This window comes from Jeotgalibaca sp. MA1X17-3 (assembly GCF_021513155.1).
In the GTDB taxonomy this organism is placed as follows: domain Bacteria; phylum Bacillota; class Bacilli; order Lactobacillales; family Aerococcaceae; genus Jeotgalibaca.
Genome location: NZ_CP090983.1, coordinates 1,318,272 through 1,330,344 on the forward strand (window position 1 = coordinate 1,318,272; position 12,073 = coordinate 1,330,344).

The window sequence follows — 12,073 nt, forward strand, 5'->3', positions numbered from 1 at the left end:
GTATCTTGTAAGGTTGAAGTTGTTCTACGAGAATGCGCTTACATAGTTGCATACGTGTAGAATACACTATATTTGTAAATTAAGAAAGAAAAAATCCACCAGCACTCGTAATTTCTAAACGAATACTGATGGGGTTTGATTATTTTTCGGTATTTCTTTTACGTTGTGGACGTTTACCCCAAAATTGGAAGTAGTCTACGCGAAGACGCCCATTGTATAATTTTCTTTTTTTAGTAGCTCTTCGGCCATAAAAACGTTCAAACTCCAAATCACTTGTCAATATATACTTACTCCAAGTAGGAAGAGAGCGATAGGTATCTCCCATTTGACGGTATAATTCTTCGATATAGTCTTGTTCTTCCAAACGTTCTCCATAAGGAGGATTTGCAACAATAATCCCGAATTCTTTTTCTGTCTTAAAATCACTTAGTTGCATTTGTCTAAAGCTAATATACTCTTCTACGCCTGCTTTTTTTGCATTACTTTGAGCAATTTCAATCATTCTGCCATCTATATCTGTTCCTAGTATATCTAATTCAACAGAATAATCAGCAGCCATTTTTGCTTTGTGTCGTTCTTCTGTCCACATATTTTCTGGGAATATATTCCAATCTTCCGAAACAAACGAACGTTGTAGTCCGGGAGCAATATTAAGCCCCATTAGAGCAGCTTCAATTGGAATAGTTCCAGAACCACAGGTAGGGTCGTAGAAAGGCTTATTCGGTCTCCAAGTAGTCAATTTGATGAGGGAAGCTGCCATGTTTTCTTTAATAGGAGCTCCTCCTTTTTCAGATCGATATCCTCTCTTAAACAAACTAGAACCAGATGTGTCAATGGTGATGGTAACTATATCTTTCAAAATAGCTACCTCTATTGGATATTGAGCACCGGTCTCAGGAAGACGAGTTCTACGGTGATAAAACGATGAGATTTTATCTACAATTGCTTTTTTTACGATGGCCTGACAATCTGGAACACTGTATAAAGTTGATTTTTGAGATTTACCCGATACAGGGAAATTTGCATCCATCGGAAGAATATCCTCCCATGGTAAAGCCTTTGTTTTTTCAAATAATTCATCAAAAGAAAATGCCTCAAACATTCCAAAGACAATCTTAATACGATCTCCCGTACGGATCCATAAATTAGTTTTAATAATATCTTCTTCTGTCCCTTTAAAAAAAGCTTTTCCATTTTCTACTTGGACTTCATAACCCATCTCTTTTAGTTCATCACCAGTTAGCGCTTCGATTCCGCTTGCAGCTGTAGCAAGTAATTGATATTCAGTCATTATATTCTCCTTTCTACATTTTTGTTTCTTTTCTTTTTTTAACTTATCAAAAAAAGGGCGGGACACCAGTCCTGCCCTTTAGTATTGTTAGTATAAAACCTGATCTGTAAATTCCTGTAAGCCATGTTCTGTTCAGCAGAAAAGTCAGGCCTTTTCCGCATTGGTAATCATCTGTCTGCATTTCTGCCTCTTTTTTTCGTTGAATTCCTTAAAAAGAGTGCCCCTACCAAAGTTTGGGTTGCTCGCTCGTGGGGTTTACCCGTTCCACTATCAAAGTTTCCTATGATATCTCGTCTCTGTGGCACTTTCAAGAATACTCAAGCATAGACTTTCATCCGTAGCTTTTTTTTCTGCCGTCAATCTTTCGATTGCCTTCGCTTATTTTTTCGCTAAGCACGAACACTACAAGCATCTCAGCTTGTGCGAGCATGGACTTTCCTCAGCCTCACTTATGTGAAACCGCAATTACCCGGAATTTACAGATTTTAAATCTATTTATGAACCTAATCCATTTTCGTCACGTTTATCCTCTAACTTCGAACCAAAAACATGTTTTTCTAAATTAGATAGTCGTTTCAAAATATCAAAATTTGTTACGCCACTACCAGTATTAGTTGTTGCTTGTGTTCGTTTTCCTAATGATGCTTGCTTTGTAAGCTCATCCACTCGATTACGAAGACGTTCATTTTCACTCTGTAAGTAGGTCATATCTTTTTGGTAAGATTCATAATCGCGAATAATCATATCTAAAAATTCATCAACTTCACCGCTATTATAACCACGCATAGCAGTTTTAAATTCTTTTTGTAGTATATCTTTTGTTGTTAGATTTTTATCGGCCATCTTTACACCTCGTTCGTGATTCTCATTTTCCTCTTTTACTTGAACCATTATAACAAACTTAAAGAAGGAATACAATTGAACGGAAAAAATGCTCGTACAAAAATTACTATAATATTTTCAATAGAAGTCTTTATATATAAATAATGTTGAAAACTATATAAACTTTATAAAATTTGGTAAAATAACGATAGTGATCAAAAGTAAACTGGATTATTTAAGAATCAGTAATAGATTGGAAGTACACGATGAAAATAAAAAAAATATTTAAAGAAGGGAACTCTACCGAAGAAATCGCTCAAAATCTTTTAGGCAAACTGTTAGTACACGAAACAATAAAAGGAAGAATTTCTGGATTTATTGTTGAAACAGAAGCTTATCTAGGTGTCCCTGATTTAGCTGCTCATAGCTATGGAGGGAAAAGAACCAAACGAACAGAAGCGATGTTTCAAAAACAAGGCACCTTATATGTTCATGTGATGCACACTCATGTTCTTTTAAATATCAGCACACAAGCAGAAGGGACTCCAGAAGGGGTTTTAATTCGTGCGATAGAACCGTATGAAGGAATCTCGTACATGGAAAGCCAACGTGCTAAACACGGTTTTCACCTTACAAATGGACCAGGAAATCTCACAAAAGCATTAGGGATAACTATGGAGCAATATGGGGATTCTATTTTTGGAGAAACACTTTATTTAGATGAACATACGATTCGAATACCAAAAGAAATTACAGGTACACCTCGGATCGGTATTGCTAACAAAGGAATCTGGACAGAGAAACCTTTACGATTCATTGTTTCAGGAAATCCGTATGTATCAAGAAGAAAACATAAAATTTCACCTGATTATGGGTGGAAAGAAGTTTGAAGGGAGTAAGCACATGCAAAAGAGTATGATTGAAAAAATTAATGAAACAATGAAAGACTTACATTTCCCATGTGAATGGCGGATTGAGTGGTTTAAGCAAAAACACATGATTGAGATTGTTATTATGATTCCTATTTCTGCAAAAAATAATGAAGAAAAGGTTACAGATCGTTATGGAATCGTAAATGAAAAAGCTGATTTTATTTTTGAGGATACAATTTTGTTGTATGATATTCATTTAGCAGAAATCAAAGATGATAATTATATAACCGCTATTGAATTTGATGAACCAGATGGCCTCTACGGGGGGACGATTCAAGCAATCTGTAAAAATTTACGAATTACGGTAGGAGAAGCAATCGTTCAGCTGAAAGAATTTTTCTCTGAAGAAGATCAAATGAGATTTGAAATGGAATGGAAAGACGAGAATTACCAAAGTACAATTCGAACATTAAAAAATACCGGAAGATTCGATGAGTACCTATATATATACCCATCTGATATTACCGAAGATCTGGAGGGAAATCATGGAATGGAATGAAGTAGTAATCGTTACCTCTACTGAAGCGGTGGATGCAGTTGCTAATCTTTTTATGGATGCAGGAGCAAAAGGAACCGCAATAGAAGATGAATTAGATTTTATTAATTTAAAAGACGATGGATTTGGACAAATTAAAGAATATAGAGAGCAGCCAGAAAAAATCACCACGTTTATGTAAAAGCATATTTTCCTAACACGGAAGCTTTTACGGATACACTAAAAGTAGTTCAGGATGGAATTGAACGTTTAAGTAGAATTGAATTATTTCCTAATCATTTTGAATTAAAAATTAATGATTTAAAAGAAGAAGACTGGGAAAATTCTTGGAAAGAGTTCTACCATCCTTTGCGAGTTACACGTTACTTAACGATTGTTCCTCATTGGGAAGAATATAGCCCCGCTGAAGATGATGAAAAGATCTTACGAATGGACCCCGGTATGGCTTTTGGAACAGGAACACATCCAACCACTAAACTTGCCTTACAAGCCTTGGAAACAACGATTAGAGGAAATGAAAAAATTATGGATGTGGGAACTGGGTCCGGAGTGTTAAGTATTGCGGCAAAAGCATTGGGTGCAAAAGAAGTATTGGCATTTGATATTGATCACGTTGCTACGAGACAGTCAAAAGAAAATATTCAATTGAACCCGTATGCTCTTGATATAGTCATAAAAGAAAATAACTTGCTAGAAGGGTTAAAAGATTCGAATGCAGATATTATTGTTGCAAATATCCTTACAGAAATTTTACTAAAAATGACGAAAAATGCTTGGCAGAATTTGAAAGACGGTGGAACGTTTATTCTTTCTGGAATTATTCAAAGTAAACGAGATGAATTACTAAAACAGTTGCTGGAGGATAACTTTATTTTAGAACAAGAATTAATTATGGATGATTGGCATTGTTTCATTTGTAAAAAAGAAGTGGAGAGTAACGAATGCAACGCTATATGATATCCCATTCATTAGAAAAATTTCCAGAAGCTCCTATTCAATTGGTAGGGGAGCATTATCATCATATGAAGAATGTGATGCGATTCAAACCGAAAACCAAAGTATTTTTAACGGATGCAACGGGTTATTCGTGCATTGCAGAAATTACTTCTTTAACAAATGAATATGTAGAATTACACTGGGTGAAAGAAGAAACTATAAATAGAGAGTTACCCGTTCATGTTACGATTGCTTGTGGATTATCGAAAGGAGATAAACTAGATCTTGTCGTACAAAAAAGTACTGAATTAGGCGTCAATAAAGTTATCCCTTTTAAATCAAAATATTCTGTTGTAAAATGGGATGAAGGAAAAGTTAAAAAGAAACAACAACGATTTCAAAAAATTGCTTCTGAAGCGGCTGAACAATCACATCGTCAGTCTGTACCCGTAATAGAAGAAATGAAGAACATAGAGCAGTTAATTAACTATTCTCAAACATATGCACATAAATTAGTTGCCTATGAAGAAGAAGCAAAAACCGGCGAATTGGGTCGTTTTGTCCAAACCTTACAGAAGATGAAACCTGGGGAAGACTTACTTATTGTTTTTGGACCAGAAGGTGGACTAGATCCTAGTGAGATGGAACTATTTCAGGATCATGGGTTTATTTCATGCGGGTTGGGGCCTAGAATTATGCGGGCGGAAACAGCACCACTATATACACTGGCAGCTATTTCTTATCATTATGAATTATTAAATTAAATGGAGGAGAACAACATCGAAAATTTAAATAAATACATTGACCATACTATTTTGAAACCTGACGCAATAGAGGAAGAAATTAGAAATTTGTGTGAAGAGGCTGCACAATATAATTTTATGTCCGTTTGTATCCAACCATACTGGGTAAAAAAAGCAAAAGCCTTTTTGGATGGCACAGATGTAAAAGTATGTACCGTTATTGGTTTTCCACATGGAGCGAATACAGCTGAAGTAAAAGCGTACGAAGCAAAACAAGCTGTACAAAATGGAGCTACCGAAGTAGATATGGTCATTAATATTGGAGCGTTGAAAGACGGCGATTATACATATGTACAAAATGAGATTGCTGGTGTTGTAAAAGCAATAGAAGGGCAAGCTATTTTAAAAGTAATTATTGAGACAAGTCTATTAACCGACCAAGAAAAAGAAAAAGTTTGTCAACTTGCAGATGCCGCAGGAGCAAATTTCGTGAAGACTTCAACAGGATTCTCTACTGGTGGAGCCACTCTTTCAGATGTTCGCTTAATGAGAAAAACAGTTCAAGAGAGTGTTGAAGTAAAAGCAAGTGGCGGAGTCCGTTCTTATAAAGATGCTCTAGATTTCATCGAAGCAGGAGCCACTCGTTTAGGAACTTCAAGTGGTAAGAAAATTGTCGATGAATGGCTGCTTGAAAAATAATTTATAAAAAGTAAAACTGGACTCTTTCAAATGGTTAAAGTAGCCATTAAAGGAGCCAGTTTTTCTTTTTGTTTACTGATTTAATTTTGTTGGTAAAATAAACGGAAGCATTCGCTTAATTGGTGTGATTAGAGTATAATAATTAGTAATAATTATCACTGCAAGTAGGCATAAAAAACTAAATATATTGCCATATAAGACAAATAGCTCTCATTAATTATTTTGATTAGTAGAAGTCTTTATGTTGAAATCAGGAAAAAGAAAAGGGGTGACTAAATGCCTAAAAATAAAGCATATACAAAAGAGGAAGTAATCGGAATATGCGCATTGTATATGAATGAAACGCATGTGGCATTTGTCCAAAAAGCCGCTGATTTTGCGGAAGAAGCCCATAAAGACCAATATAGAAAGTCAGGAGAAAAATATTTTATTCATCCTACTCAAGTTGCTGCTATTTTAGCAGAATTAAAGTTGGATCCTGAAACGATTGCGACTGGATTTCTCCATGATGTAGTGGAAGATACACCTTATACTTTAGAGGATATTGAACATAAATTTTCTAAAACTGTTGCGGTACTAGTCGATGGTGTTACAAAATTAGGGAAAATAAAATATAAATCTCATGAAGAACAATTAGCTGAGAATCATCGTAAAATGTTGCTCGCAATGGCAAACGACATTCGTATTATAATGGTTAAATTAGCGGATAGACTACATAATATGCGAACCTTAAAATACCATAGACCTGATAAGCAATTAAGTATATCTAATGAAACGTTAGAAATTTATGCACCACTAGCCCATCGGTTAGGTATGAATCGAATGAAATGGGAATTGGAAGATATTTCTTTACGTTACTTGAACCCACAAGAGTACTATCGAATTGTACACTTGATGAATAGCAAACGAAATGAACGAGAACACTACATTGAAGACACCATTGAAAAAATTAAATTTTCTATAGAAGAACTGAGTATTCATGCAGAAATTTATGGAAGACCCAAACATATTTATTCTATTTTCCATAAGATGAACGATAATAAAAAACAATTTAGCGAGATTTATGATTTATTAGCGGTTCGCGTAATTGTTGATACAATTAAGGACTGTTATGCAGTATTAGGGGCCATTCATACGAAGTGGAAACCAATGCCTGGCCGTTTTAAGGATTATATTGCTATGCCGAAAGCAAACATGTATCAATCCCTACATACTACAATTATTGGGTCAAAGGGAACACCGATTGAAATTCAAATTAGAACGATGGATATGCACCAAGTAGCTGAGTATGGAGTTGCAGCACACTGGGCTTATAAAGAAGGGATTACTGATAAAATTGAAGGAGATGATAATCTCCAAAATCAATTGAATTGGTTTGGTGATTTAATAGATCTTCAAGATGATTCCCGAGATGCAAGTGATTTTGTAGAGAGTGTTAAAGAAGATATTTTTAAAGATAAAGTCTATGTGTTTACGCCTAAGGGTGACGTAATGGAACTACCTTCAGGAGCAGGGCCATTAGATTTTGCATACAGTGTTCACTCAGAAGTAGGAAATAAAACTGTAGGAGCAAAAGTCAACAAAAAAATAGTTCCATTGAATTATAAATTCCAAAATGGAGATATCGTAGAAGTGATGACTTCTCCAAATTCTTTAGGACCTAGTCGTGATTGGGTTAATCTAGTAACGACTAACAAAGCAAAAAATAAAATAAGACGCTTTTTCAAACTACAAGATCGAGAAAAAAATATTGAAAAGGGAAAGGATTTGTTAGAAAAACAAATTCAAGAAATGGAATTCTCCCCTAAAGAATTTTTAACGAAACCTGGTTTGAAAGATGCAACGCAACGATTCAACATGGGAACAGAGCAAGACCTTTATGCGGCAATGGGGTACGGAGAGTTATCACCGTTTATTGTTGCTAATAAATTAACTGAAAAAGCTCGAAAAGAAATAGAACAAAAGAAAAAATTAGAAGCAATGGAAACAATCGATCAAACTTCTAAAAAAGATTCTACGAAAATGAAAATTCGTCATGAAGATGGAATTGTTATTGAGGGAGTAGACAACTTACTCATTCGAATTAGTCATTGTTGTAATCCCGTTCCTGGTGATGACATTATTGGATATATCACAAAAGGAAGAGGAATATCTGTACATCGTGCAGATTGTCCGAATGTTAACGTTTCGGAAGAAAATCAAGCACGTTTAATTGAAGTGGAGTGGGAAGATACAGGAACTGCTTTAATTGACTATGAAACGGAACTAAGAGTGGAAGGATACAATCGTTCTGGACTACTGAATGAAGTGTTACACGTAGTTAATACGATGACAAAAAATCTAAACAGTGTGAACGGAAAAGTAGATAGTAATAAAGTTGCGGTGGTTACTTTAAGATTAGGAATTCAAAATCTGTCTCAACTAGAAAAAATTGTAGATAAAATTAAAAATATTCCTGATGTTTATAGTGTTCGTCGAGTAACGTTATAAAAAAAGTCAATTGAAATTAAATCCTAAAAAAAGGAAAAGAAGAGAGTGATTATGTGCGGGTAGTGATTCAAAAAGTAACACAAGCAAGCGTTGAGATAGACAAAGAGATTGTAGGCAAAATAGGAAAAGGATTTACACTCTTAGTTGGAGTAGGTCAAGAAGATACTTCTGAAGATGTAGCCTATTTAGCAAGAAAGATTTCTTTGATGCGAGTTTTTGAAGATGAAGAAGGGAAAATGAACCTAGCTTTATCAGACGTAAAAGGAGCTATTCTTTCTATCTCGCAATTCACTTTATTAGCGAATACGAAAAAAGGAAATCGACCAAGCTTTATCGAAGCAGCTGAACCAAAACTTGGAGAAACACTCTATCAGGAGTTAAATGATCTCCTGGTTCAAAAAGGGTTTCAAGTAGAAACAGGAGTTTTTGGTGCAGACATGCAAATTTCTTTAGTGAATGATGGACCAGTTACCATTATTCTCGATAGTAAAAACAAATAAAAAAATCAAGCAGATCCTCAATGAAGGGAGAACTGCTTGATTTTTTTAGTTATTCAAAATATTCTACTAACGCTTCGTATAGGCTATCGGCAACGAGACCTCGATAATAATCAGTATCAAATGTGTTTAAATCGTCATTATTATTGATATATCCTAATTCCAATAGGACTGAAGGCTGTGTGTTTTCTCTTAGTACTAAATAGTTACCAAATCGGGAACCGTTGTTTTGTAAAGGAAGAAATTGTTCGAGTTTACTATTCATTAATTCAGCTAGAGCCAGATGTTCATCTTGATAATAATAGGTTGTTACACCTGTTCCGTAAACATCTTCTGGAGTTGAGTCGTAATGAATACTAATAAATAAATCTGCATTAGATGAATTACTAATCCATGCGCGTTCTTCTAAAGAGATATCTTCATCTGCTGATCGAGTCAAAATAACATTTGCTCCAGAAGATCTTAACTTTTCTGCAACTCGTTCTGCCGTTTTTAAAGTTACTTCTTTTTCATAAAGATCAATTCCTTCAGCTCCTGGATCAATTCCTCCATGTCCTGGATCAATAACGATTGTTGCTTCAGAAAGGGTAGTATTTGTTTGAACGATATTATTTTCCTCAGTGGAGGAATTTGTATCTACAAGCCAAGTGGCTATAAAACCTGTTTGACCATCAGAATCAAGAATTTCATAAAAATCTCCATTCGTTCCAACTAGTGAATAGGAATCTCCCTTATTAGCATTCCATAGAATTTTTTTATCTAATGATGGACCTGATCGAACGTTGACATCATTAAATAGTACCAACGCTGTATTTTCATCAATAGCTACGGCTGTCTCTTCTTGTGAGGACTCTGTTTCGATTGTTTCCTGAATAGAACCAGGAGAAATTTCTATTAATGATGATAAAATCCAAGCGACTTGATCATTATAATGTATTTGACTCCAACCATTTTCTTCATATAACAAATCAAACTTATCTCCAGAAACAGCTGATCCAACAATATCTGAATCATCATTGTTTTCTTCACGAATATTTACTGAAGACTCCAATACTGTAGCAATTAAATTTTGAGAAGCAGCTACTTCGGTGTTATTAATGAGCCAACTAGCAATCCAACCAATTCGGTTATCCGCTAATCTTACCTTGTACCATTCATTCTTTTCAGCTAGAACATTAACAGCTGTTCCACCTTGAATTTGAGTCATGATGTCATAGGTAAGTCCAGGGCCGAGTCTAACGTTTACTACACTGGCTTCAATAAGGACATTCGTGTAATTAGCAAGAGCAACGGTTCCAAGTGAACCTACACTCATAAATAAAATGACTAAGACAAGAAAAAACATGTTTCTTTTCTTTCTTATTTTTTCCATTTTCGGCCCCTTTCTGTATATTTATATACTCTTTGTCTATTATTATAGCAAATTATGGAAACGATATGCAAAGCCTTTTCATAATTCTTTTTAATTTCTTTTTAAAGTACCTTTTAAATAGATGAACCTTGACAAAAACTCTTTCTTCTAGTATCGTAAATATAATATTTTATCCAGAGAAGACTATAGTAAAACCATCATCATTTGATAAAGAAAGAGTGGACTAGGCTGAAATCCATTCCAAATAGCTGGTTCGAAAGACGAGTTGGAGGATTGATAGTGAAAAGCTATCACGTTGCAGGCGTTAGCTGTTAGAGAGAAGTTTTTTGCTTCTAAATAAAGGTGGTACCACGTTTGCAATGCGTCCTTTCCCAGATTACGGGAAGAGGGCTATTTTTTTTGAAGTTTTGAACTATTGAATGAAGATATATTAAAGGAGAGGTTTTAAAATGATTCAACGGCCAAAAGGTACGTCAGATACATTTCTTCAAGAGATGGAAACCTGGCAGTATATCGAAGAAACAGCAAGAATTTTAATGAATGATTATCAGTTTTCTGAAATACGTACTCCTATGTTTGAAAGTTATGATTTATTTTCAAGAAGTGTAGGGGATACCAGTGATATTGTTTCAAAAGAGATGTATGACTTTTTCGATAAAGGGAAACGCCATATTGCTTTGAAACCGGAAGGAACGGCACCAATTGTGCGTGCGTATGTAGAAAATAAACTATATGGCCCAGAATACCCTAAACCACTAAAAGTTTATTACCTAAGTCCTATGTTCCGTTATGAAAGACCTCAGGGTGGTCGTAGCCGTCAATTCCATCAATTAGGGATAGAAGTATTGGGAAGTAGTAATCCAGCTGTAGATGTAGAAGCAATGGCTTTAGCTATGGACCTATTAAAAGAAATTGGTATACAAGATATTAAGCTTGTTATGAATTGTTTGGGTAAAAAAGAAGATCGGTTACAATTTAGAGAAGCATTGATTTCTTATTTAGAACCATTTTATGAAGAGTTAAGTGAGGATTCAAAGACTCGTTTACATGTAAATCCATTGCGTGTACTGGATAGCAAAAATAAACGTGACAAAGAAATTGTTGCAAATGCACCAAGTATCCTGGATTATCTTTCCGAAGAGTCAAAAGAACATTTTGATACCGTGAAAATGATGTTAAATGAATTAGGGATTTCTTTTGAGATTGATAGCAAGATGGTTCGTGGATTAGATTACTATCAAGATACCATTTTTGAGATTGTAACAAACTCTCCTGCTTTTGGTGCAGAAACTACCATCTGTGGCGGAGGAAGATATGATGGAATGGTGGAAGAATTTGGTGGTCCTCAAACTCCAGGGTTTGGTTTTGGATTAGGACTGGAGCGACTTGTTTTATTAATGAATAAACAAAACGTAGAAATTCCTAAATTAAATGAATTGGATGTATTTGTAGTTGGTTTAGGTAAAGAAACCAATTTAGAAACGTTGAAACTCGTACAAGCAATCCGAGGGGCTGGTTTCTCAGCAGATCGAGATTATATGGATCGAAAAGCCAAGACTCAATTCCGGAATGCTTCTCGTTTAGAAGCTAAAATTGTCTTAACCGTTGGTGAAGAAGAACTAGAAAAGAAAGTAGTAAAATTAAAAGTAATGAAAACCGGAAAAGAAATCGAAGTATCTTTTAGTGATATCCAAAATGATTTTGAAAAGATATTTAATAAAGAAACAGCCGATATGACAGCTTATAATGAGTTTTTCGGGAAAGAATAAGAATTAATAAAATGATTTAATGAGGA

11 protein-coding genes, 1 other RNA gene, 1 pseudogene and 1 other annotated feature are annotated in these 12,073 nt (G+C 34.9%); of the genes and pseudogenes, 9 read left to right on the forward strand and 4 right to left on the reverse strand.

The genetic code is table 11. The features are described from left to right. Window positions 1–139 precede the first annotated feature (139 nt). The 3 genes from LZ578_RS06620 to gpsB all read right to left on the reverse strand — a co-directional run bounded on the left by LZ578_RS06620 (window position 140) and on the right by gpsB (window position 2,134). Window positions 140–1,291 carry a class I SAM-dependent RNA methyltransferase gene (locus tag LZ578_RS06620; protein WP_235144374.1) on the reverse strand — a complete coding sequence of 384 codons (1,152 nt, stop codon included), beginning with the start codon at window positions 1,289–1,291 and terminating at the stop codon, window positions 140–142. A 112-nt stretch (window positions 1,292–1,403) separates the two neighbouring features. Further along, window positions 1,404–1,768: RNase P RNA component class B (gene rnpB / locus LZ578_RS06625), an RNA gene on the reverse strand. Window positions 1,769–1,786: 18 nt separating this feature from the next. Further along, window positions 1,787–2,134: a cell division regulator GpsB gene (gene gpsB / locus LZ578_RS06630; protein ID WP_235144375.1), complete on the reverse strand. Its 348-nt coding sequence runs from the start codon at window positions 2,132–2,134 to the stop codon at window positions 1,787–1,789. 245 nt (window positions 2,135–2,379) lie between these two features. On the opposite strand from gpsB, the gene LZ578_RS06635 reads away from it, so the two are divergent. From LZ578_RS06635 to dtd, 8 genes and pseudogenes are all read left to right on the forward strand, one after another. Then, window positions 2,380–3,003, forward strand: a complete 624-nt coding sequence (locus tag LZ578_RS06635) for a DNA-3-methyladenine glycosylase (RefSeq protein WP_235144376.1) — start codon at window positions 2,380–2,382, stop codon at window positions 3,001–3,003. A gap of 13 nt (window positions 3,004–3,016) precedes the next feature. After that, the gene (locus tag LZ578_RS06640; RefSeq protein WP_235144378.1) at window positions 3,017–3,544 is read left to right on the forward strand and encodes a DUF3013 family protein; all 528 of its coding nucleotides are present in this window, start codon (window positions 3,017–3,019) and stop codon (window positions 3,542–3,544) included. Beyond that, complete coding sequence (locus LZ578_RS12490) at window positions 3,531–3,722, forward strand: 50S ribosomal protein L11 methyltransferase (RefSeq protein WP_255763813.1); 192 nt, start codon at window positions 3,531–3,533, stop codon at window positions 3,720–3,722. Before LZ578_RS06640 ends, LZ578_RS12490 begins: the two co-directional genes overlap by 14 nt. A gap of 41 nt (window positions 3,723–3,763) precedes the next feature. Next, window positions 3,764–4,498: pseudogene (gene prmA, locus LZ578_RS06645) on the forward strand (50S ribosomal protein L11 methyltransferase); the annotation flags it as partial. Further along, window positions 4,483–5,241 carry a 16S rRNA (uracil(1498)-N(3))-methyltransferase gene (locus tag LZ578_RS06650; RefSeq protein ID WP_235144380.1) on the forward strand — a complete coding sequence of 253 codons (759 nt, stop codon included), beginning with the start codon at window positions 4,483–4,485 and terminating at the stop codon, window positions 5,239–5,241. The pseudogene prmA and the gene LZ578_RS06650, both read left to right, overlap by 16 nt. Then, window positions 5,242–5,919 (forward strand): deoxyribose-phosphate aldolase, encoded by a 678-nt coding sequence (gene deoC / locus LZ578_RS06655; RefSeq protein WP_235144381.1) that lies wholly within the window; start codon window positions 5,242–5,244, stop codon window positions 5,917–5,919. It abuts the gene before it with no gap. 276 nt (window positions 5,920–6,195) lie between these two features. Beyond that, window positions 6,196–8,409 (forward strand): bifunctional (p)ppGpp synthetase/guanosine-3',5'-bis(diphosphate) 3'-pyrophosphohydrolase, encoded by a 2,214-nt coding sequence (locus LZ578_RS06660; RefSeq protein ID WP_235144382.1) that lies wholly within the window; start codon window positions 6,196–6,198, stop codon window positions 8,407–8,409. A gap of 53 nt (window positions 8,410–8,462) precedes the next feature. Continuing rightward, window positions 8,463–8,909 (forward strand): D-aminoacyl-tRNA deacylase, encoded by a 447-nt coding sequence (gene dtd, locus LZ578_RS06665; RefSeq protein ID WP_235144393.1) that lies wholly within the window; start codon window positions 8,463–8,465, stop codon window positions 8,907–8,909. A gap of 49 nt (window positions 8,910–8,958) precedes the next feature. Here the strand turns inward: dtd and LZ578_RS06670 are convergent, their stop codons facing one another. Next, window positions 8,959–10,278, reverse strand: a complete 1,320-nt coding sequence (locus LZ578_RS06670; RefSeq protein ID WP_235144395.1) for an N-acetylmuramoyl-L-alanine amidase — start codon at window positions 10,276–10,278, stop codon at window positions 8,959–8,961. A gap of 167 nt (window positions 10,279–10,445) precedes the next feature. Next, window positions 10,446–10,650, forward strand: a binding site (T-box leader). Window positions 10,651–10,727: 77 nt separating this feature from the next. Here LZ578_RS06670 and hisS point away from each other — a divergent pair. Beyond that, window positions 10,728–12,047 carry a histidine--tRNA ligase gene (hisS, locus tag LZ578_RS06675; RefSeq protein ID WP_235144400.1) on the forward strand — a complete coding sequence of 440 codons (1,320 nt, stop codon included), beginning with the start codon at window positions 10,728–10,730 and terminating at the stop codon, window positions 12,045–12,047. Window positions 12,048–12,073: the final 26 nt, after the last annotated feature.

Excerpts from the sequence above, each read along its gene's own strand:
- LZ578_RS06620 (WP_235144374.1), bottom strand. The coding sequence starts at position 1,291 with ATGACTGAATATCAATTACTTGCTACAGCTGCAAGCGGAATCGAAGCG.
- gpsB (WP_235144375.1), bottom strand. The coding sequence starts at position 2,134 with ATGGCCGATAAAAATCTAACAACAAAAGATATACTACAAAAAGAATTT.
- LZ578_RS06635 (WP_235144376.1), top strand. The coding sequence starts at position 2,380 with ATGAAAATAAAAAAAATATTTAAAGAAGGGAACTCTACCGAAGAAATC.
- LZ578_RS06640 (WP_235144378.1), top strand. The coding sequence starts at position 3,017 with ATGCAAAAGAGTATGATTGAAAAAATTAATGAAACAATGAAAGACTTA.
- LZ578_RS12490 (WP_255763813.1), top strand. The coding sequence starts at position 3,531 with ATGGAATGGAATGAAGTAGTAATCGTTACCTCTACTGAAGCGGTGGAT.
- LZ578_RS06650 (WP_235144380.1), top strand. The coding sequence starts at position 4,483 with ATGCAACGCTATATGATATCCCATTCATTAGAAAAATTTCCAGAAGCT.
- deoC (WP_235144381.1), top strand. The coding sequence starts at position 5,242 with ATGGAGGAGAACAACATCGAAAATTTAAATAAATACATTGACCATACT.
- LZ578_RS06660 (WP_235144382.1), top strand. The coding sequence starts at position 6,196 with ATGCCTAAAAATAAAGCATATACAAAAGAGGAAGTAATCGGAATATGC.
- LZ578_RS06670 (WP_235144395.1), bottom strand. The coding sequence starts at position 10,278 with ATGGAAAAAATAAGAAAGAAAAGAAACATGTTTTTTCTTGTCTTAGTC.
- hisS (WP_235144400.1), top strand. The coding sequence starts at position 10,728 with ATGATTCAACGGCCAAAAGGTACGTCAGATACATTTCTTCAAGAGATG.